The 20,220-nt window shown below is 67.1% G+C and carries 16 protein-coding genes, 1 tRNA gene and 1 pseudogene; 6 read left to right on the top strand and 12 right to left on the bottom strand.

The genetic code is table 11. The annotated features are described in order from the left end of the window. Window positions 1-75 precede the first annotated feature (75 nt). The 3 genes from IBX18_RS26015 to IBX18_RS26005 all read right to left on the bottom strand — a co-directional run bounded on the left by IBX18_RS26015 (window position 76) and on the right by IBX18_RS26005 (window position 3,917). Window positions 76-1,419 carry an AarF/ABC1/UbiB kinase family protein gene (locus tag IBX18_RS26015; protein WP_194836158.1) on the bottom strand — a complete coding sequence of 448 codons (1,344 nt, stop codon included), beginning with the start codon at window positions 1,417-1,419 and terminating at the stop codon, window positions 76-78. Between the two features lie 78 nt (window positions 1,420-1,497). Further along, on the bottom strand, window positions 1,498-2,403 hold the full coding sequence (locus tag IBX18_RS26010; RefSeq protein ID WP_194836157.1) for a hypothetical protein: 906 nt from the start codon (window positions 2,401-2,403) through the stop codon (window positions 1,498-1,500). An 86-nt stretch (window positions 2,404-2,489) separates the two neighbouring features. Then, on the bottom strand, window positions 2,490-3,917 hold the full coding sequence (locus IBX18_RS26005) for a zinc-dependent metalloprotease (RefSeq protein ID WP_194836156.1): 1,428 nt from the start codon (window positions 3,915-3,917) through the stop codon (window positions 2,490-2,492). 126 nt (window positions 3,918-4,043) lie between these two features. Here IBX18_RS26005 and IBX18_RS26000 point away from each other — a divergent pair, with 126 nt between their 5' ends. Then, window positions 4,044-5,069, top strand: a complete 1,026-nt coding sequence (locus tag IBX18_RS26000) for a PDZ domain-containing protein (protein WP_194836155.1) — start codon at window positions 4,044-4,046, stop codon at window positions 5,067-5,069. Window positions 5,070-5,074: 5 nt separating this feature from the next. On the opposite strand, the gene IBX18_RS25995 is transcribed toward IBX18_RS26000, so the two are convergent. Continuing rightward, on the bottom strand, window positions 5,075-5,680 hold the full coding sequence (locus IBX18_RS25995; RefSeq protein WP_107658922.1) for a PPA1309 family protein: 606 nt from the start codon (window positions 5,678-5,680) through the stop codon (window positions 5,075-5,077). A 225-nt stretch (window positions 5,681-5,905) separates the two neighbouring features. Between IBX18_RS25995 and IBX18_RS25990 the strand changes: the two genes are divergently transcribed. Further along, window positions 5,906-8,911: a UPF0182 family protein gene (locus tag IBX18_RS25990; RefSeq protein ID WP_194836154.1), complete on the top strand. Its 3,006-nt coding sequence runs from the start codon at window positions 5,906-5,908 to the stop codon at window positions 8,909-8,911. 78 nt (window positions 8,912-8,989) lie between these two features. Here IBX18_RS25990 and IBX18_RS25985 read toward each other — a convergent pair whose 3' ends face one another. After that, entirely contained in the window at window positions 8,990-9,547 is a 558-nt protein-coding gene (locus tag IBX18_RS25985) for a transglycosylase family protein (RefSeq protein ID WP_135232959.1), read from the bottom strand. A 553-nt stretch (window positions 9,548-10,100) separates the two neighbouring features. On the opposite strand from IBX18_RS25985, the gene IBX18_RS25980 reads away from it, so the two are divergent. Together IBX18_RS25980 and IBX18_RS25975 are read left to right on the top strand one after the other, a co-directional pair. After that, window positions 10,101-10,174: transfer RNA gene (locus tag IBX18_RS25980), tRNA-Met, on the top strand. A 237-nt stretch (window positions 10,175-10,411) separates the two neighbouring features. Further along, entirely contained in the window at window positions 10,412-11,281 is an 870-nt protein-coding gene (locus tag IBX18_RS25975) for a hypothetical protein (protein WP_194836153.1), read from the top strand. A gap of 25 nt (window positions 11,282-11,306) precedes the next feature. On the opposite strand, the gene IBX18_RS25970 is transcribed toward IBX18_RS25975, so the two are convergent. The 3 genes from IBX18_RS25970 to IBX18_RS25960 form a co-directional block, all read right to left on the bottom strand. Beyond that, window positions 11,307-11,897 carry a TetR/AcrR family transcriptional regulator gene (locus IBX18_RS25970; RefSeq protein WP_194836152.1) on the bottom strand — a complete coding sequence of 197 codons (591 nt, stop codon included), beginning with the start codon at window positions 11,895-11,897 and terminating at the stop codon, window positions 11,307-11,309. A gap of 56 nt (window positions 11,898-11,953) precedes the next feature. Then, window positions 11,954-13,633 (bottom strand): ABC-F family ATP-binding cassette domain-containing protein, encoded by a 1,680-nt coding sequence (locus tag IBX18_RS25965; protein WP_194836151.1) that lies wholly within the window; start codon window positions 13,631-13,633, stop codon window positions 11,954-11,956. A gap of 81 nt (window positions 13,634-13,714) precedes the next feature. Next, window positions 13,715-14,977, bottom strand: coding sequence for an MFS transporter (locus tag IBX18_RS25960; protein WP_194836150.1), 1,263 nt, complete (start codon window positions 14,975-14,977; stop codon window positions 13,715-13,717). 203 nt (window positions 14,978-15,180) lie between these two features. Here IBX18_RS25960 and IBX18_RS25955 point away from each other — a divergent pair, with 203 nt between their 5' ends. Then, entirely contained in the window at window positions 15,181-15,987 is an 807-nt protein-coding gene (locus IBX18_RS25955) for a VOC family protein (protein WP_194836149.1), read from the top strand. Here the strand turns inward: IBX18_RS25955 and IBX18_RS25950 are convergent, their stop codons facing one another. Genes IBX18_RS25950 through IBX18_RS25940 form a run of 3 tightly spaced genes read right to left on the bottom strand, consistent with a single transcriptional unit; the run spans window position 15,988 to window position 18,310 of the window. Beyond that, window positions 15,988-16,449, bottom strand: coding sequence for a CinA family protein (locus tag IBX18_RS25950; protein WP_194836148.1), 462 nt, complete (start codon window positions 16,447-16,449; stop codon window positions 15,988-15,990). It abuts the gene before it with no gap. A gap of 29 nt (window positions 16,450-16,478) precedes the next feature. Continuing rightward, window positions 16,479-17,150, bottom strand: a complete 672-nt coding sequence (locus IBX18_RS25945; RefSeq protein WP_194836147.1) for a response regulator transcription factor — start codon at window positions 17,148-17,150, stop codon at window positions 16,479-16,481. Further along, a complete protein-coding gene (locus IBX18_RS25940) occupies window positions 17,147-18,310 on the bottom strand; it encodes a histidine kinase (protein ID WP_306796414.1) in 1,164 nt (387 codons plus the stop codon). The genes IBX18_RS25945 and IBX18_RS25940 overlap by 4 nt, the downstream gene beginning before the upstream one ends. A gap of 266 nt (window positions 18,311-18,576) precedes the next feature. Between IBX18_RS25940 and IBX18_RS25935 the strand changes: the two are divergent. Further along, window positions 18,577-19,182: pseudogene (locus tag IBX18_RS25935) on the top strand (sterol desaturase family protein); the annotation flags it as partial. Between the two features lie 212 nt (window positions 19,183-19,394). Here IBX18_RS25935 and IBX18_RS25930 read toward each other — a convergent pair. Then, window positions 19,395-20,201 (bottom strand): nuclear transport factor 2 family protein, encoded by an 807-nt coding sequence (locus IBX18_RS25930; RefSeq protein ID WP_194836145.1) that lies wholly within the window; start codon window positions 20,199-20,201, stop codon window positions 19,395-19,397. Window positions 20,202-20,220: the final 19 nt, after the last annotated feature.

Below are 20,220 nucleotides of genomic sequence, written 5' to 3'. Positions count from 1 at the left end.
ATCCGAGCCGAGGATGAGGTTAATCGACCGGCGGCCCCGCATCCCGCAATTCGCGTCGCGGGCCGGGTCACCGGTTCAGCTGACCGTGCGCTCCTCGCGGAAGCCCGGCATCCAGGTGCGGACCAGTTCCATGAACGGCAGTTCGGCGTCGAGCTGGGCGAGGATGCCGACGGAGCCGCCGAGCACCCGGAAGATCATCACGTATTCCGCCGGAAGTTGCAGGGCGCGTGCGGTTTTCATCTCCTGGCTGGAGATGTCGGAGGCCTTGCCCGCGACCCGCTGCATCCACTTGCGGGTGAAGTGGAACGAGTCCGACTTGATCGGGTCGGTGAACGGGCGCAGGTAGTCGGCGATCTCTTGATGGGTGACGGTGCGGCCGGGGATGACCCAGCCGTTGTCGTACATGAGCTCGGTGAGTTCCTCGAAGCGCTCCTCGACCGAGAGCGCGAGCATCTGGCCGAGAACGGGGGGAAAGCCGTTCGGCAGCGGTGCGCAGGCGCCGAAGTCGATGACCGCGAGCTTGCCGTCGGCGAGCATCATGAAGTTGCCGGGGTGCGGGTCGGCGTGCAGCAGGCCGACGGTTTCGGGGGAGGAGAAGTGGAACCGGCCCATCAGGGTCGCGACCCGGTTACGCAGCTCACGGGTGCCCTCGGGGTCCGCGGCACCGGCCTGGATGATCGAGGAGACGGCGGTGCCGTCCAGCCATTCGGTGACGATCACCTTCGGCGCGCTGGCCACCACCTTGGGCACCACGATCTCCTGGTGCCCGTCGAAACCCTTGGCGAAGGCGCGTTGATTGGCCGCCTCGTTGCGGTAGTCGAGCTCTTCCTCGGTGCGCTCGGTGATCTCGGCCAGGATCGGCTTCACATCGGCGCCGGGGATGACCGAGGCGAGCAGTCCGGTCATCCGGTTCAACGTCTTGAGGTCGGCGCGCAACGCCTCGTCGGCGCCGGGGTACTGCACCTTCACCGCGACGGTGCGCCCGTCCGACCAGACCGCCTTGTGCACCTGGCCGATGCTGGCCGACGCGGCGGGGCTGTCGTCGAATTCCTGGAACCGCTGCCGCCACTGGGTGCCCAGCTGCTGATCGAGCACCCGGTGCACGGTCTCGGCGGGCATCGGCGGCGCGGCGGCCTGCAGCTTGGTGAGGGCCTCGCGGTAGTGCTCGCCGAACTCCTCGGGCACCGCGGCTTCCATCACGCTGAGGGCCTGGCCGAACTTCATCGCGCCGCCCTTGAGCTCACCGAGCACGGTGAACAGCTGCTCAGCGGCCTTCTGGTTCAGCTGAGCGTTGATCTCGGACTTGTCGCCACCGGCCAGCTTCTTACCGAACCCCACGGCGGCCCGCCCGGCGATGCCGAGCGGAATCTTGGCCAACTTGGCGTTACGGGACGAGCGACGGCGCACGATCTCAGACACGTACCCATCATGGCGGAAGGAAGTACTTCTTAGCCACGGCAATCTTGCAATAGACACCGCTGACGGCAGTGACCCCGATCACTCGTGCTCCGCCTCGGCCGAGGTATTCGGTCGATCTCGACACGCGGTGAGCCCGGCCGGAATTCGGCGGCAGCCGCAGTCCTGGTGCCGCGGCCACTGCCGCCGATCCAGCAGGTACGCGTCCAGGTCGACCTCGAGTGTCGCGTCCAAGGTGGCCGGTGCCCGGCGGGTCGACAGGGCCAGGACGGCCTCCACCTCGCTGACCGCGAGGGCCGCGGTGGCCGCGATCTTGGCCGGCGAGGCGTGACCGACCCGGCCCAGCAACTGCGCGGCCAGGTGCGGCCAGTCCGCGTCGTAGTCGGCGCGCAGCAGATCGGCACAGCGCAGGCAACTGGTCGCGCCGGGCAGCACCAGCGGGCCGATCACGCCGCGACCGTCGCGGATCCGTACCGGCAGATGGGCGATCCGATGTTGCACGAGATCCTCGGTGAGTCGCGGGTCGGTGACCAGTACGTCGGCCAGCACCACCAGGTCGGTCTGCCAGCCGGACACCGGGGCGACGTGCGGCCGGTAGTCGCGCGAACGGCTCGGCCGCACACCGAGTTTGCGCAGTCCCGTGGTGATCGCGTCGGACATCGGGCCGAGCCCGTGTACCCGCACCGACCTGATCCGCCCGCCGCGGTCCTCGGGATGCTCGAGCAGTCCGGCCCCGTCCAGCACGTCGAGCAGCGCCATCGCGTGGTCCGGTTCGATGCCGCATTCCCCGGCGCGCCAGACGATTTGGGGCCGCGTCTGCGTCCCGTCCAGCAGGCGCAGGAAGGCGAGCACGGTGTCGGCGTCGAGCCCGGCTGGGTCGAGCAGCAGGGCGGTCTCAGGATGCCAGCCGAGCTGTACGACGCCGGACGGACGCACCAGCACGGCGATCTGCGGGGGCAGCAGCGGGCCACGACACAGTGAGGTCATGTCCGGCAGTATGCGGACCTCACAGGCGCCGATCAGCCACGAATCCCGTAGTTATGCACAGGGATTCGTGGCTATCAACAGGACACTCAGGCGGACGGGCCGCTGTCCTTGCCCAGGTCCGGACCGGGCTGGTCGTCGTCCGCACCCGGATCGGCCGCGTCGGTCTTGTCCCGCTCGGCTTTTTCCCGCGCCTCGGTCTCCGCCAGCTGTGCCAGCGGATCGTCGAACGCGGTGGTGCCGCCGCCGATCACCGAATCGATGAAGCCGGCGGGGGAGTCCAGGTCGTTGGAGTCGGGCAGCAGGTCCGGATGGGCCCAGACGCCGTCGCGCTTCTCCACGCTCGCGTCGGTGGTGAGCCTGCGCCACAGCGCGGCGGCCTCGCGCAGTTTGCGCGGCCGCAGTTCCAGCCCGACCAGGGTCGCGAAGGTCTGCTCGGCGGGTCCACCGGTGGCGCGGCGCCGCCGCAGGGTCTCGGCCAGCGCACCCGCGCCGGGCAGCCGATCGCCGACCGCGTCGGTGACCACGACCTCCACCCAGCCCTCGATCAACGCGAGCAGGGTCTCCAGCCGCTCCAGCGCCTGCTTCTGCTCCGGCGTCGTCTGCGGCTCGAACGCGCCCTGCGACAGGATTTCCTCGAGCTTGCCGGGATCGGTCAGCGCCATCGGGTCGATGCCCTGGGCGGCTTCCTCCAGCGCGGAGAAGTCCATCCGGATGCCGCGCGCGTAGTCCTCGACCGCGGCGAGCACCTGCTGGCGCAGCCACGGCACGTGACCGAACAGCCGCTGGTGCGCCGCTTCCCGCGCGGCGAGGAACACCATGATCTCGCTCTCCGGCTGTTCCAGGCCCGCGCTGAAGTCCGAGATCGCGGCGGGCAGCAGCGCTGCGGTGCCGGTGGGGCCGAGCGGCAGGCCGATGTCGGTGGAGGTCAGCACTTCCTTGGCGAGCTGGCCGAGCGCCTGGCCGAGCTGCGAGCCGAAGGCGAGGCCGCCCATCTGGCCGAGCATGCCCACCATCGGCGCCGCGAACTCCTTGGCTTCCTCGGGCAGGGACGCGGTCCACATGCCCGAGATCTGCTGCGCCACCGGGTCGCACAGCCGCTGCCAGGTGGACAGCGTCTCCTCGATCCAGTCATTGGCGGTCCAGGCGACGGTCTTGGTCGCGCCTGCGGGCAGGGTGGTCGCGCCGTCGAGCCAGAGCTCGGCGAGGTGCGCGGCATCGGCGATGGCACTCGCGGTGCTCGCCGACACGGGGGTCACGCTCGACCCGAGCTGTTGCCGGGCGAGTCGCTTGGCGACGTCGTAATTCACCGGGCCGGCCTGCGCCGAACCGGGCTGACCCATGCCGCTGAGCATCTGGCCGAGCGAGGTCAACATCTGACCGAGCTGTGACGGATCGAAACCGCCGCCGGGTCCACCCACTCCGAACGGATTGTTCGACTCGGGACCGCCCGGCTCGTCACCGCGCTTGCGGTCGTCGTCGTCGCGGTCCGAAAATCCGAAGGGGACGTCACTCATACGGCCAACATTACGCGTGTAGTGCAGGCACTTGATGTTCGCGCGGCGCGAAACCGGGGACGCGCGGGAGCATCGAATGTCCGCCTCCGGCGTCCTTCGACGGCGGCCATCACTACTGTGGTCCAGGTGAATCGTCGGATCCTCACCCTGGTGGCCGCCCTGATCCCGGTGCTCGTGCTCGGCGCCCTCGGCAGCGTGCTCACTGTGCCGTTCGTCGCACTCGGCCCCGGTCCCACTTTCAACACCCTCGGCAAGGTCGAAGGCAAAGAGGTGGTGGACGTCCGCGGCACCGAGGTGGACCCGACGACGGGTCACCTCAATATGACCACCGTGTCGGTGCGCGACGGGTTGAGCATCTTCGAGGCGTTCGGCTTCTGGGTGAGCGGCAAGCACGGGCTGGTGCCGCGCGCCGAGGTCTACCCGCCAGGGGTGTCGCGAGACGAGATCGACAAGTCCAACCAGCAGGACTTCAAGGATTCCGAGGGCAATGCCGAGGTCGCGGCGCTGCACTACCTGAACATGCCGACGGTGGTGCTGCTGCGCAAGGTGGCCGAGGACGGCCCGGCCAAGGACGTGCTCAAAGCCGGTGACGAGATCATCAGCATCAACGGCGCGCCGATCGCCGCGCCGAAGGACGTGGTGACGGCCGTGTCGGAGCAGCCGCCGGGCGCGCAGCTGACCGTGCAGGTGCGCCGCGAGAACGCCGAGCAGACCCTGCAGGTGACCCTCGGCGCGCGACCCGACGACAAGGACAAGGGCTACCTCGGCGTGACACCGGGCGAGGGCGCGCGCCCGCCTTTGCAGGTGTTCTTCAACCTCGCCGACATCGGCGGACCGTCGGCCGGGCTGATGTTCAGCCTCGCGCTGATCGACAAGCTCACCCCCGGCGAGCTCGACGGCGGCAAGTTCGTCGCGGGCACCGGCACCATCGATCAGGAGGGCAAGGTCGGCCCGATCGGCGGCATCCAGTACAAGATGATGGCCGCGCGCGATGCGGGCGCGGAGACCTTCATGGTGCCCGCCGCGAACTGCAACGAGGCCAAGCAGCGGACCCCCGAGGGGCTGCGCCTGGTCAAGGTCGAAAACCTCACCGGCGCCGTGCAATCGCTCAACGACATCAACGCGGGCAAGGAACCCGTCAGCTGCGGCTGAGCCGGTCAGTCGCCGGCCCACTCCAGGGTGGCGTGCAGCGCGTCGATGAGGTTGGGCGCCAGGTTCGGGTAGGTGCGCAGGTCCAGATCGCCGAAGTCGTCGGCGTCCTCCTCGGGGCGCAACTGCAGCAGGCTCAGCGACGCGCCCTCGCGCAGCACCGCGGCGAACAGGCGGGCCTCGCGCCGCTCCGGATGCGACTCGGCCGCGGCCCGGGCGGCGGCGTCGGCCGCCTCGTGGTCGGCGAGCAGCGGCACCAGCGCCTCGTCCAGGGAGGACTCGGCGTCGGGCGGCAGCACCACGATTTCCTGCACCAGCACACAACCCTGGACGGCGGGCGGCCAGCTGGTGGTCGCGAGGTACTCGTCCAGCGCCACCGAGCCGCCGGTCACCTCGTCCGGATACGACTCCTGCGCAACAGGAGTGAGCTCCGCCGCCTCATCGACCTCCTCGAGCAGCTCCGGCTGCGCCGCGATCAGGTCGGCGGTGGGTACCAGCGCGAACATCTGCGGCGGTCTTCCCCACCCTTCGGCGTCGACGAAATCGGCCACCTCCCGGACGGCGCGGGCGAGTACCAATTCGGCGTGCAGATCTGCGGGAGTCACGGGGGACATCCAATCAAATCGACCAGACAGGCTATTCACAAACCCGAGTTCGGCGCTCGAATTTGCGCCAGGAGCGGATTTTCGAGCGTCGAATCGCGGGCAGAGCATGGGATCAGTGTCCGATTCCGTAGAGTGGGCCCCGACGGTCCGTAAGGACCACCCCGCACTATCGGACTGCGGCGTCTCGGCCTGCTGTATCGGCGCGAGTGCCGCCGGACCTTGGAGAGTGGCATCGTGGGCATGCGGCCCCCCACCGGCTTACCTTCGCTTTCCCGACGCAGCCGCGTGCTGCTGCTGGCGGCCATTGCCTTAGCGGCGTTGCTGCTACTCGGTCCACGGCTGACCGACACCTATACCAATTGGTTGTGGTTCGGCGAAGTCGGTTTCCGCGAGGTGTATCTCACGGTCTTGGTGACCCGGATCCTGTTGTTCGTCGGCGTGGCGATCTTCGTCGGCGTGATCGTCTGGCTGGCGTTGCTGATGGCCTATCGCTCCCGGCCGGTGTTCGTGCCGGTGGCCGGGCCGAACGATCCGATCGCGCGCTACCGCACCACGGTGATGAGCAGGCTGCGGTTGTTCGGTGTCGGCATCCCGGTGCTGCTCGGATTGCTGTCCGGCCTGGTGGCGCAGTCGAATTGGGTCACCGTGCAGCTGTTCCTGAACAGCAGCAAGTTCGGCGAGGAGGACCCGCAGTTCCATCTCGACGTCAGTTTCTACGCCTTCGAGCTGCCGCTGTATCGAATGGTGCTGAACTGGTTGTTCGTCGCGGTGGTCATCGCGTTCTTCGCCAGCTTGGTGACGCACTACATCTTCGGCGGGCTGCGGCTGAGTGGTCGCGAGGGCACGCTGACCCGCGCCGCGCGCATCCAATTGGCCGTACTGGCCGGGCTTTTCGTGCTGCTCAAGGCGATCGCGTACTGGTTCGATCGCTATGAGCTGTTGATGAGCAGTCGTAAGGAGCCCACCTTCACCGGTGGTTCCTTCACCGACATCAACGCGGTGCTGCCCGCCAAACTGATCCTGCTTTCCATCGCGGTGATCTGCGCGCTCGCCTTCTTCGCAGGCATTGTGCTGCGCGATCTGCGGGTGCCCGCGATGGCGGCCGCGCTGCTCGTGCTGTCCTCGATCCTGGTCGGCGCGGTGTGGCCGCTGGTGGTCGAGCAGTTCTCGGTGCGTCCGAACGCCGCGGACAAGGAAAGCGAATACATCCAACGCAATATCGCCGCGACCAGGCAGGCGTTCGGCATCACCGACGACAAGATCAACTATCAGGATTACAAGGGCGAGAGCAAGAAGAACCCGCTGGATGTGCCGGTCGATGCCGCGACCATCGGCAATGCCCGGCTGCTCGATCCGAACATCCTGTCGCCCACCTTCACTCAGCTGCGCCAGCTGAAGAACTTCTACGGCTTCCCCGAGTCGCTGGACATCGACCGCTACAACCTCGACGGCGATGTGCAGGACTACATCGTCGCCGCGCGCGAGCTCTCGCCCGCCGCGTTGAGCGGTAACCAGAAGGACTGGATCAACCAGCACACCGTCTACACCCACGGCAACGGTTTCGTCGCCGCGCCGGCGAACCGGGTCAACAAGCCGCAGTCCGACGATCCGAACGCGGCAGGCGGCAGCAGCGACAGTGGCTACCCGATCTTCATGGTCAGCGACCTGTTCACGCCGAAGGACAAGCAGCGGATCAAGGTGGACCAGCCGCGCATCTATTTCGGCGAGGTGATTTCGCAGGCCACCCCGGACTACTCGATCGTCGGCAATACGGAAGGCCAGCGGCCCCGTGAATACGATTCCGACACCGCGCAGTTCACCTACGACGGTAAGGGTGGCGTGCCGATCGGCAACTGGTTCAACCGGCTCGCCTTCGCCGCCAAGTACGCCGAGCGCAACATTCTGTTCTCCTCGGCCATCGGCGACAACTCCAAGATCATCTTCAATCGCGACCCGCGCGACCGGGTGCAGAAGGTGGCCCCGTGGCTGACCACCGACGGCAACGCCTATCCGGCGGTCGTCGACGGCCGGATCCAGTGGATCGTCGACGCCTACACCACCCTCGACAACTACCCGTACGCGCAGAAGACCTCGCTGGACGGCATCGAGGACAGCATCGACAAGAAGACCGGCAGGCTGATTCCGCGCAAGGAGGTCAGCTACATCCGTAACTCGGTGAAGGCCACCGTCGACGCCTACGACGGCACGGTGAACCTGTACGAGGTGGACTCGAAAGATCCCGTGCTGAAGGCCTGGCGCGGCGTGTTCCCCGGGGCGGTCAAGCCGGAAAGCGAGATCACTCCGGAGTTGCGCGCGCACTTCCGGTATCCGGAGGATCTGTTCAAGGTGCAGCGCGAGATGTTGACGAAGTACCACGTCGACGATCCGCGAGAGTTCTTCACCAACAACGCCTTCTGGTCGGTGGCGGCCGATCCGACGATCGAGGGTGGGGCACCGGCCAACCAGCCGCCCTACTACGTGCTGCTGGGTGACCCGAAGGGCGGGAACAAGCCGGTCTTCAACCTGACCAGTGCGATGGTCGGCTACAACCGGCAGTTCCTGTCGGCGTATATCTCGGTGCGGTCGGATCCCGACGAGTACGGCAAATTCACGATCTTGCGATTGCCGACCGATACGCAGACCCTCGGCCCGCAGCAGACCCAGAACCGAATGACGACAGCGCCGGAAGTCTCCCGGGAGAAGACGCTGCTGTCCAACTCGAACAAGATCAAATACGGCAATTTGCTGACCTTGCCGATTGCCGACGGCGGAATCCTCTATGTGGAGCCGTTCTACAACGAACGCAACACCGGAGCGAACACCGCGACCTTCCCGCAGTTGCTGCGCGTCCTGGTGAGTTACCGGGATGACGCGGGAAGCGTAAAGGTGGGCTACGCCTCGACTTTGGCTGAGGCGTTGAACCAGGTGCTGCCCGGCAGTGGTGCGCTGGCCACTCCGTTCGGTGGCGATTCCGGTACTAGGCCGCGCCCCGGTACCGTGCCGCCACCCGCGGAAGGCACCACACCGCCGCCGAACACCGGTGGCACACCCACCCCGCCGCCGGGCAGTGTCACCCCGCCACCCGGCTCGTCGCCCGCGAAGGACGCCGCAGCCGCTGAGCTGAACCGGAAGATCGACGCCTTGCGAAATGCCATGCGCTCAGGCAACTTCCAGGAATTGGGCAAGGCGCTGGACGAGCTGGACGCCGCAGCGAAGGCGTACCAGGACGCCGGTCGCTGAGGTAGGTCTGAACCGAAACACGAAGCGGCGCTGCTGTCCCCAGGGACGGCAGCGCCGCTTTCGTTGTGCAGCAGGCGCTTAGCGGCCGGCGATCGCCTCGATCAGCGAGCCGTTCTGCTCCAGGATCTGCAGGTACTGGGCTTCCAGGCCGTGCTGCTTGGCCAGGTCGCTGCCCACGGCCTTGGCCTGGTCGACCAGCGCCTTGGAGCTGCCCGGCAGCGGCAGGGCGGGGGCGGCGGGCTCGGGGGCCGGTTCCGGCTCCACGACGGCCTCCGGCTCCGGCGCGGAGGTGCCCGGGCGCAGGTACTTGCCGCAGGACGGCCACGCGCCGACACCCTGGGTGGCGAGCACGTTCTCCGCGACGCGGATCTGCTCTTCCTTGCTTGCGGTGTGGGCCGAGCCCTGGCCGCCGTTGGCCGCCCAGGTGCTCGGCGAGAACTGCAGGCCGCCGTAGTAGCCGTTGCCGGTGGCGATGCCCCAGTTGCCGCCGCTCTCGCACTGTGCGACGCCGTCCCAGTCGTGGGCGGGCGCGGCGGATGCGGTCGCGGTGGAGAATGCGAACGGGACGGCAACAAGGGCGCCGGTAACAGCGGCAAAGCCGAGGGCGCGGGCGTTGAACTTCCGGTTCTCAGTCATAAGTGCATTTCCCTCCCTGCGCCTACCAGCCTCGGCGATGCAGCTGCCGGGCCCCTGCCCCCAGGTTGTCGGGGATCCTCGAACCGCGGGACAGGGTCGCCGGTATACGAACGGTTCGAGTTCGAGCCCTTCACGGATGATCCGGGCCGTGAACGCACGGTAACGAAGAAATCTCGGCAGATCACGTCTTGATAACACTCGCATTGCATGAAGCGAATAACCCGAATATCATCCTTTGCGCAGGTCGGAAATATCATCGACACGCATTCTGGACGGTCTGTTATAGCAACGTTATGTGATTGAGATCACCACGATATAGTGACCCGGATCACGTTTAAGCGGCTGCCGTCGGCAGTGATAGGCCCATCGGCATAGCGAAACCGAGCGCTTCGGGCACAGCTCGCCGGCTCCCGCCGTGTGTGGCCCTGGTCTCCAGCTCGTTTTCCGGCCGCCGCAATGTCCGCCGCAACCGGCGCTCAGCCATCGCAAATACGCCCGCCGACCAGGCGATTTGGCATCAACGTGAACCCGTGTGTAATGTTGTGTTTACCGACGCGGGGTGGAGCAGCTCGGTAGCTCGCTGGGCTCATAACCCAGAGGTCGCAGGTTCAAATCCTGTCCCCGCTACAAATGGAAGAGGCTCCCGGATCACTCCGGGAGCCTCTTTTCTTATGTCCGGACGCCGGGCGTAGCTGCTCAATGGTTCGGCACTGATTTGGTGACGGCTGTCCCGCTGTAGGCGCGGTGACGGGACGCGAGTGGCGCTCGCTCACCCACGATCCGGTGCACCCATCCATCTCGGTCCCGGCAACGAATAGCGGTCGCGCGCTGCCCGCACCCATTCCCCGAGGAAGAACTGGAGATGTGACCGCATTCATGGCCGTAACCGCGAGGATTCTGGCGAGTGTCGCAGGTATGGGCTTATTCGTTCTCACGCCGACTGTCCCTGCCGCACAAGCGGACTCATGCCCCACGGCAGAGATGTTCACCGCCTGGATGGACAAGGCGAACGACGACGGCACGGTTGAAGAGACGATCGAGACGCCCGAGGCGGGCTGCGTCGTGACCGTCACCGAACGGCAACACCCCGTCAACGGCACCCTGTCCCTGACCGCCAAAGGCGGCAAGCTCACCCTGAAGCATCAGAACGACGATCACTATGGCTTCATCAAAGTGAAGGAGGGCGGGACGCTCTCGCTGACCAATGTCATCCTCACCGGCGCCGACTCGTCGAGCACCAGTGGCGGCGCTATCACCAACTCGAAGGGCTCGGTCACGTTGACCGATAGCCTCGTTACCGGCAACAAGGCCCGCGATGGCGGCGGCATTTTCAACCAGGGCGGCACGCTGAAGCTGACCAACACCACGGTCACCAACAATCGTGCTGAAGCGCAACAGAAGTACAAGAGCTCCGGTGGCGGCATCTACAACAGCGATGGTGGCACGGCCACTCTCGACAACAGCAAGGTCACCGACAATATTGCCGTGGCCCAACGCGTCAGCGAGGACGACGACCTCAATGCCTACACCGCGTCGTACGGGGGTGGGATCTACAACTCCGCCGCCACGCTTGTCTTGACCGGCAGCACGGTCAGCGGCAACAAAATCGTGGTGGAAGACGGAACCACCGCATACGGCGGCGGCATCTACGGTGCCGAAGGCGCGGTCACCTTGAAGAGCAGTACGGTGACCGGCAATGAGCCTGACGACTGTTCAGGTACTGTCGAGTGCTGACGATCGTGTTCGAGCGGCCGATTCGCTAGACCAGCAGCGAAAGTAGATGTGCCCGAAGCGTTTTTCGCAGGCGCTCGACCGTTAGGGAACCGTGCGGTGTCACCGCATCGAGGCTCAGCCCCTCCATGATCGCGGTGAGCAGTTCGGCCTGTTCTCGCGGCTCGGGGACGGCGAGGGCGCGCAGGGCGTCGGTGACCACCTGGCGTAGGTCGGCGGCCATCTGTTCGGTTACGGGGCGGAACACCGGTTTCGTGCGGGCGGCGACGATGAACTCCAGCAGCACGATCGACTCGACTCGGCGTTCCTCGTCGATCGGAAGTAGTTCCTCGAGTAGCGACTGGAGGGCGTCGACGGCGCGTCGGCCGGTCAATCCGCGCAATGTCGCGATGGGATGGCGGGAAAGTCGTTGTCCTATGCGGTCGCCGACCTCGGCTGCGGTCGCGGCGAGGAGGTCCTGGTGGTCATCGAAGTAGTGCCGCACCGAGCCGATGTTCAATCCCGATTCGACGGCGACCTTTCGCAGGGAAAGGCCGTCGAGGCCTTCAGCGACCACTAGGCGGAAGGCCGCCTCGACGACGTGGCGGCGTCGCTGTTCGGCGTCGATGCGAGCTGGCATCGGGCCAATCTATCGCAGCTGTGATAAACGCTGGGGCGCAACGCCGTCGGCGCGGTTCAGGCCCTGTGCCGGGCGACGCGCCCTTCGTCCCACACCGGCTCGGCCGCCTCATAGACGCCACCATCGGCGCCGAAGACGAGGAAGCGATCGAAGTCCCTGGCGAACCATCGGTCATGGGTAACCGTGAGCACCGTTCCGTCGAAGCAGTTCAATGCCTGCTGTAAGGCCTCGGCGGAGACCAGATCGAGATTGTCGGTGGGTTCGTCCAGCAACAGCAGTGTCGCGCCGCCGAGTTCCAGCAGCAGGATCTGCATGCGAGCCTGTTGCCCGCCGGAGAGCGAGTCGAACGTCTGCTCCGCCGCGCCTGCCAGTTCGTAGCGGGCCAGCACCCGGGAGGCCTCTTCGCGCGGCAACCCGGCTCGATGCTCGTCACCGTGGTGCAGGATCGACAGCAGCGTGCGGCCGGTTAGGTCGGGGCGGCCGTGGGTCTGGGCGAACCACCCCGGGCGGACCCGCGCACCGAGCCGCGCCCGCCCGGCGTGCGACACCGGCTCGACGGTCAGGTCGCCGACCGGTCGATGCTCGGGGTCCGGGTCGGTGCCACCGGCGGCGAGCAGTCGCAGGAAGTGCGACTTGCCCGAGCCGTTGGCACCGAGCACGGCAACTCGATCGCCGTACCAGACCTCCAGGTCGAACGGCTGCATCAAGCCGGTGAGCTCCAGGCTCTCGCACACCACGGCGCGCTTACCGGTTCGCCCGCCGCGCAACCGCATCGCCACCTGCTGCTGCCGTGGCTGGGCCTCGGGCGGCCCTGCCTCCTCGAACCGGGCAAGCCGGGACTGCGCCGCGCGGTATCGAGATGTCATGTCCGAGTTGTAGGCGGCCTTCTGCTTGTACATCTGCACCAGCTCTTTGAGCTTGAGGTGCTCGTCGTCCCATCGTCGTCGCAGCTCATCGAGTCGCGCGAACCGGTCGGCGCGCGCCGTCTGATACGTCTCGAACCCGGCCGGATGCACCCACGCGGTGTTCCCGGCCGCGCCGAGCTCGACGGTGACGATGCGCTGCGCCGTGCGGGCGAGCAGCTCGCGGTCGTGGCTGACGTACAGCACACTCTTCGGCGTCTCGATCAGCCGACTCTCCAGCCAACGCTTGCCGGGCACATCGAGGAAGTTGTCCGGCTCGTCCAGCAGCAGCACCTCGTCCGCGCCGCGCAGCAAAGCCTCGAGCACGAGCCGCTTCTGCTCGCCACCGGACAGCGTCCGCACCGCCCGCCGCAGGCATCGGTCGAACGGCACGCCGAGCGCTTCGATGGTGCACACATCCCACAGCACCTCGGCGTCGTATCCGCCCGCGTCGCCCCATTCGGCCAGCGCGGACGCGTACGCCATCTGTGTGTCGATGTCGTTGCGCGCCACCATCTTCGATTCCGCCGCGGCTACCGTCGCCGCAGCTCGGCGTAGTCGCGGTGGCGCCACCGACAGCAGCAGGTCGCGCACGTCGGCGTCCTCGCGGGCGATGAACTGCCGCATGACGCCGAGGCTGCCGCTGCGCGTCACCGCGCCGGTGCTGGGCGTCAGGTCCCCGGCGATGATGCGCAGCAACGAGGTCTTTCCGGAACCATTCGCGCCGATCAGGGCGACCTTCGAACCCTCGCCGACCCGGAACGAAATCTCGTCCAGCAGAACGCGACCGTCGGGAAGCGCGTACCCGATCCCGTTGATGTCGATGTGCCCCATGCCGCGAAAGTATCACGGTCGTGATAAATAGACGAGCCATTTTCCGGTGGCCGCACGGCGCGAGGTTCCAGCGGCGGATGCTCACTCCGCGTCCAGCGCCCGCCTGCCGGTGAGCGGCCCCCAGATGCCGACCAGGGCAACCATGGTGAGCAGCGCGACGGTGATCACCGAGAACACCAGACCCGGCCCGTTCGGGCGGTCCAGCAGCGGAAGCAGCAAGAACGGCAGGAGCGCGGTGCTGACCTTCGACAGCGAATAGGTTGCGCCGGAAGCGGTTCCGCGCACCGCGGTGGGGAACGACTCGGGTAGGTAGGCGTGGATGGCGTCGGAGAAGACGTTGCTCGCGATGGTGAACAGCCCGCCCGACAACAGGATCAGCGGCACACTGGTGGCGAAGCCGAAGGTGAGGCCGAAGATTGCCATCAGCGTGGCGGTCCCCATGACCAGGTGCTTGCGTTCGATCCGCTCCATCAGCGGGATCGCCAGCAGGGAACCCAGCGGATAGCCGAGGTAGGTGACGGCCAAGTAGCTCAGGGAGGTCACCACTTCGAATCCCTTGCGGTCCAACACGAGTACCGCCAAGGTGCCGAACCCGTAGTAACCGAAGACCTGCAGGATCATCACGGCGGAGAACAGCGTTGTCCTCGCTCGATAGGGCGGCCGGACGATCGCGCTGAACGGCGTGAGGGCGGTCTTGTTCTGCTGCCGGGCGATCCAGTGCGGCGATTCGGGCATGTCACGTCGCGCGAACACCACCACGGCGGCACCGAGCCCGCCGATCACGAACAACCAGCGCCAGCCCTCGATACCGAAGGGCTGCAACGGAACCAGCCACTTGGCGAGGAACCCCACGGTCGGTACCGCACAGAAACCGATCGTGTAGGCCATGGCGATCATTCGGCCACGCACTTGCGGCGGAACAACTTCCGACAGGTAGGTGTCCGACACGGTCATCTCGGCGCCGATCCCGAGTCCGGCCAGGAAACGCGTCGCCATCAGAAAGGTGATGTTCGGGCTGAACGCGCCCAGCAGCGTGAATCCGGAATACAACGCGATATTGATCATGAACATGCGGCGCCGGCCGAACACATCCGACAACCGGCCGATCACCAGCGCCCCGAGGAACTGCCCGGCGAAGGCCGATCCTACGATCCCGCTGAGCTGAAATGTAGACAGGTGCATCTGTTGTTTCAGCACTCCGGTAATGGTCCCGGCGAGAAACAATTCATACAGATCGAAAAACAATCCGGCACCGACGAGCAGGACCAATTTGCGATGAATGGGACGAACCGGAAGTTCGTCCAGCCGCAGACGTTCGCGCCCGACGTCGGATGTTGTGATCATCCCGCCATACTCCTGATCAACCCTTGTCAGGGCAACAAATCAGTACGGTGTGTCCGGTTCGCGAAGCTTCGCCGATGGTGGATTCGAGGTGCCGTGCCGGAATTGTCGATTCGCTGATTCGAGACTGCCGCGGTGGTTGACTTGGCGCCGTGCCGGCCGCAACCGGCCGCACTTCAGCGCACCGAGGTCAGGAGGCCACGGATATGCCCACACACGATGGAAAATGGCCACAGGGAACACCGAGCTGGGTCGACAGTCAGGTCGACGACACCGCGCTGGCTCGCGAGTTCTACGGGGAACTGTTCGGCTGGGAAATCATGGACGGCCCGCCGGGTGCAGGCGGCTATCTGATGGCGCTACGGCACGGCAGGCCGGCCGCGGGCATCGGACCCAAACCCGACGGTATGGCGATGCCGTCGGTATGGACCACCTACTTCGCCGCGGACAGCGCCGACGCGATCGCCGAGAAAGTCACGGCGGCAGGCGGTTCGGTGCTGATGGCCCCCTTCGACGTACTCGATGTCGGCCGGATGTTCGTCGCGACCGATCCCGCCGGTGCGGCGTTCGGTGTGTGGGAAGCCAAGGCGCACACCGGTGCCGGGATCTACAACGAGCACGGCGCCTACTGCTGGAACGAGCTGCATACCGATCGGTACAAGCAGGCGCAGGAGTTCTACGCGGCCGTATTCGGCTGGCACTACACCGAAATCGGGGACGGCCAGAACTTCGTCTACTCCACCTTCGGCCTGACCCAGGACGGCGACCCGGTCGGCGGCATCAACGACGCGACCAAGACGCCCGGCGATTCGCCGTCGTTCTGGCTGGTCTGGTTCCAGGTCGACAACACCGACGCGGCCGTCGCCAAGGCCACCGAGCTGGGCGCGACGGTCCTGCTGGACGTGTTCGACAGCGCGTTCGGCCGGATGGGTGTGGTTCAGGGCCCGCAGGGCGAGGCGTTCGGCCTGGTCGACCCGTCGACGACAGTGGGTGAGCCGCCGACGGGTACGTGATCAGTGTCGCCGCGCCGCCTCCAGTAGCAGTTCGAGGGCGCGCTGCACGGTCTGCTCGAGCACCTGCTCCGGATCGCCGTCGAACTGGCGATGCGAGGCCGTCACGCTGTCATCGGCGACGGAGAACCACACCGACCCGGCGGGTTCGCCATCCTGCGGGCCCGGTCCGCCGACGCCGGTGACAGCGACCGACAGCGTCGCGCCGAGGAGGGTGTTGACCCCCTCGGCCATCGCCTTGGCCGCCGTCTCCGACACCACCGGTACCTGGGGCACGCCGAGTACTTTGTGCTTGACCTCTGCTGAATAGGCGACGATGCCGCCGCGGAACCACTCGGCGGACTCGGGGGCGGCGCCCAAGGCGGTCGCGATCTGCCCGGCGGTCAACGACTCCGCGACCGCCACCGTCAGACCGCGACGCCGGACTACCTCGGCAAGCTCTTCGGCAATGGCGTGATCATTCATGCCATCCATGATGCGCACCGCCGCATCGGTCACCGAGGGCCGGGTGGGGTGCGGGGGACGAGGCCGTGCTGGTGCGCGTAGACGACCGCGTGAATACGGTCGCGCACACCGAGTTTGGCCAGGACGCGGGAGACGTGCGTCTTCACGGTTTCCTCGCCGACACCGAGCAGGCCGGCGATCTCGGCATTGCTGCGGGCGTCGGCGAGCAGTAGCAGCACTTCGAGTTCGCGGGCGGTGAGCTGCCCGATCTCGGGTGGGTTGGACGGTGGGGCCAGGGTGGCGGCGAAGCGGGCGGCCAGGCGGCGGGTCATCGACGGATCGATCAGCGCGTCGCCGCGGGCGGCGATCCGGATCGCGGCGACGAGTTCCTCCGGCGGCAGGCTCTTCAGCAGGAATCCGCTCGCCCCCGCGCGCAGCGCTCGGTGGAGGTTGGCGTCGCTGTCGTAGGTGGTGAGCACCAGCACGTGGGTGCCGCCCGCGGCGACGATGGCCTCGGTGGCGGCGAGCCCGTCCAGTTTGGGCATGCGCACGTCGAGAATCGCGACATCTGGTCGCAGCCGGGCGGTTTCGGCGATGGCGGTGCGGCCGTCGCTGACGTCGGCGACGCAGTCGAGGTCGGCCTGGCTGTCGAGGACCGCGCGCAACCCGGAGCGGAACATGCTGTGGTCGTCGGCGATCAGGACCCGGATCGGCGCGGTCATGCGCCACCGATCGGGACGGAAACCGTGGTGTGCCAAGAGGTTCCGGCAGGATCGAGACCGCAGTCGAGGGTGCCGTCGAAAAGCTCGGTGCGGCGGCGGATTCCGCAGAGGCCACGCGGTGCCGCGGTACCGGTGGCGGTCGGCGTGGGTGACATCGGATTGGTGGCGCGGATGACCACCCGATGGGGGAGGTACTCCACCGTCAACCGCGCATGCTCGCCGTCACCGTGGCGCAGCGCGTTGGTCAGCATCTCCTGCACGATCCGATACACCGTGACATCCAACGACTCCGGTAGATCGACCACCGTACCGCGCACGGCGACCTCGACGGCCAGTCCGGCGGCCTGCACATGCTCGACCAGTCCGTCGATATCGACGAGACCGGGTTGCCGCTGCCCCTCGTCGTCACGGCCGTGCAGTAGATCGAGTTGCCGCCGCAGATCGACCATCGCCGCCCTACTGCTCGACTCGACCGCCATGAGGGAACGGGTCGCCGCGCCATTCGTGCTATCCGCCAAGGCTATTCGAGCCGCGCCCGCGTGGATGCCGATGGCGCTGACGTGGTGGGAGATCACATCGTGCAGGTCCCGCGCGATGGCGGCGCGCTCCTCGGTCACCGCCCGCTCCAGCGCCACCTGATGATCCCGGCGCCGCAGGCGTTCGCGCTGCTCCAGATCCGCGATGTAGGCGCCGCGCGCCGCGGTGTAGCGGCCGACCAGCCATGGCACACAGCCCGCGGCGACCGTGGAGGTGACCAGTATTCGCCAGTCGCGGGTGGCGTAGCTCGCGGTCAGCAGATGGCCCGTCGCGACACCGCCACACAGCACCATCATGGTCAGCACCGAAGTCGGTCCGGCCAACCACGCACCCGCCCGATAACCGGCCACCAGAAAGCCGACATCGGCGAAGCGCGCGCCGAAGCCGTGCCAGTACAGCAGCCACGCGCCGAGCAGCCGGACAGCGACGTGGGCCACCGCGACCACACCGGCTGTGCGAGGCGGCGCGGCCAAGGCCAGATCGACGGCAACGATGCCCGCCACCGCGACGACGGCCTGCCACGGCGCGACCGTGAATACCCCGCTCAGCCCGAACACCACCGCGTCGATCAGCGCCGCCACCACCGCGACCAGCAGCGACTGGCGGGCGAGCGACCGGCTCACGTCCACTGGTTCGCCACCGCCTTCGCGTCGTCGGAACTGTCGATCCTAGCCAGCTCGGCGCGTCCGGGTCGGGCGCTGCCTGCGACAACTCTGCCCGTCGGCGGGTGCCGTCGCGTCCCCCGCGCGAGGGACGCCGAATCCCTCGACGGCGCGATGTTTGCGCAGGCCATCGCCCGTAGCGTCGGGATCACCGCCGGAGGAGTCAAGGAGATCTCGTGGGCAGAGTGGAGCTGTTGAGCTATGCCGTCCCCGCTTTCGCGTTGTTCATGCTCGTGGAGTGGTTCGCCTACCGCCGCGATCCCGATCGCCCGAGCAACGCCGGATCCGGCCGCGACACCGCAACCAACGTGGCGACCTTCACGATCGGCCGGCTCACCAAACCGCTGACGCAGTACCTGATTCCGTTCTCTGCCGTGGTCGGGGCCGCCGCGAGCACCCCGCTGCACCTGTCCGCGAACGCGTGGTGGGTCTGGGTGCTCGGCCTGGTGGTGACCGATTTCTGCTACTACTGGGCGCATCGCGCCGACCATCGGGTCCGGCTGCTGTGGACCTCGCACAGCGTGCACCACTCCAGCGAGCACTTCAATCTGTCCACCGCGATCCGGTTGCCCTGGGTGCATCCGGTGACGAATGTCTTGCGCGGAATGGCTTGGGTGCCAGCGGCTTTGCTCGGACTGCCGGTGTGGATGATCTTCGTGCTGCAAAGCATCGGGCTGCTGTACCAGTTCCCGATCCACACCCAGCGGGTCGGTACGCTGCCGCGTCCGATCGAGTTCCTGTTCAACACTCCGGCCCACCATCGCGTCCACCACGGGTCGAACCAGCCCTACCTCGATCGGAACTACGGCGGCATCTTCATCATCTGGGACCGGATGTTCGGCAGCTTCGCCGCCGAGTCCGAGCCGATCCGGTACGGGCTCACCAAGAACATCGATACGCACAATCCGGTGAAGGTCAACTATCACGAGCTGGCCGGACTCGTTCGTGACGTGCGCGGCGCACACACCTGGCGTGGCCGCCTCGGCTATATCTTCGGTCCGCCCGGCTGGACCGAGGGCGGCGTGCCGCTATCCGACAACCGATCTCACGCGCGATCGAGGAAGAAGCGCAGGCTGGCGATGCTCGGCGCCCCCGCGGCGAATTCGACGAACGCCACCCCGCGAGTATCCCCGAAACGAACGCTCGCGCTCACCGTACGACCCGCGGCGATCAGCTTGCCCCACCGCATGTTTCGCGCCCGGTTGGTGAACTCCTCCGCCGAAACCGGTGTGCCCGCCGGAAATTCGACCACGGCATAGTGCCCGAGCAGCCCGCGAACGCGAACGATGTCCGTGCTGCCCGCCGCGGCGAACAGGCGAGAGGACACGCGCTTGCCCGTTCGTCCCACCCCGCCGAGCGCACGCAGCATGCCCAGCGCGCCGCTGACGCCTTGATGGCGAATCAGTTGCGGACCGAGCTGCAGTGCGGCGCCGAACCCGCTCGGCCCGGTGCGCAGCAGTTGCACGATCATCGGCGCCAGTTCCCAGTGCGCGGCCAGCTGTGTGATCTTCCAGCCGTCGGTGTCCTCGGTGAGCTGGTAGCGCAGGTGCATCGGGACCGAGACCCTGGCGCCGGTCGACATGGTGGTCTCGATGGTCAGGTCGCGCACCACCGTCGGCGGGTGCACGATGTCGCGCTCCACCCGGAAGGCGATGTCGTTCGGGCCGATGAAGGTGTCGTAGAAGCGCTCGATGGCGGCGCGCCCGACATGCGGGCGGGCGCCGACCGGGTCGTTCACCTCGGCGTCGACGGCGAATAAGTCGACCCACGCGGACTTGTCGTGCGCGGCGACCGCGGTCGGCGACGCCTGGACGGCGGTCAAGAGCTCCGCGGCCGAGGGTTCCAGCGGCATGACAAATCCTCCGATGTCG

This window comes from Nocardia sp. XZ_19_369 (assembly GCF_015355715.1).
Taxonomy (GTDB): Bacteria; Actinomycetota; Actinomycetes; order Mycobacteriales; family Mycobacteriaceae; genus Nocardia.
This window is presented reverse-complemented; position numbering and strand designations above follow the sequence as displayed.

What these genes read in the sequence shown, in the direction of transcription:
- IBX18_RS26010 (WP_194836157.1), bottom strand. Translation starts at nt 2,403, where the DNA reads ATGACCTCACTGTGTCGTGGCCCGCTGCTGCCCCCGCAGATCGCCGTG.
- IBX18_RS26005 (WP_194836156.1), bottom strand. Translation starts at nt 3,917, where the DNA reads ATGAGTGACGTCCCCTTCGGATTTTCGGACCGCGACGACGACGACCGC.
- IBX18_RS25995 (WP_107658922.1), bottom strand. Translation starts at nt 5,680, where the DNA reads ATGTCCCCCGTGACTCCCGCAGATCTGCACGCCGAATTGGTACTCGCC.
- IBX18_RS25985 (WP_135232959.1), bottom strand. Translation starts at nt 9,547, where the DNA reads ATGACTGAGAACCGGAAGTTCAACGCCCGCGCCCTCGGCTTTGCCGCT.
- IBX18_RS25970 (WP_194836152.1), bottom strand. Translation starts at nt 11,897, where the DNA reads ATGCCAGCTCGCATCGACGCCGAACAGCGACGCCGCCACGTCGTCGAG.
- IBX18_RS25965 (WP_194836151.1), bottom strand. Translation starts at nt 13,633, where the DNA reads ATGGGGCACATCGACATCAACGGGATCGGGTACGCGCTTCCCGACGGT.
- IBX18_RS25960 (WP_194836150.1), bottom strand. Translation starts at nt 14,977, where the DNA reads ATGATCACAACATCCGACGTCGGGCGCGAACGTCTGCGGCTGGACGAA.
- IBX18_RS25955 (WP_194836149.1), top strand. Translation starts at nt 15,181, where the DNA reads ATGCCCACACACGATGGAAAATGGCCACAGGGAACACCGAGCTGGGTC.
- IBX18_RS25950 (WP_194836148.1), bottom strand. Translation starts at nt 16,449, where the DNA reads ATGAATGATCACGCCATTGCCGAAGAGCTTGCCGAGGTAGTCCGGCGT.
- IBX18_RS25945 (WP_194836147.1), bottom strand. Translation starts at nt 17,150, where the DNA reads ATGACCGCGCCGATCCGGGTCCTGATCGCCGACGACCACAGCATGTTC.
- IBX18_RS25930 (WP_194836145.1), bottom strand. Translation starts at nt 20,201, where the DNA reads ATGCCGCTGGAACCCTCGGCCGCGGAGCTCTTGACCGCCGTCCAGGCG.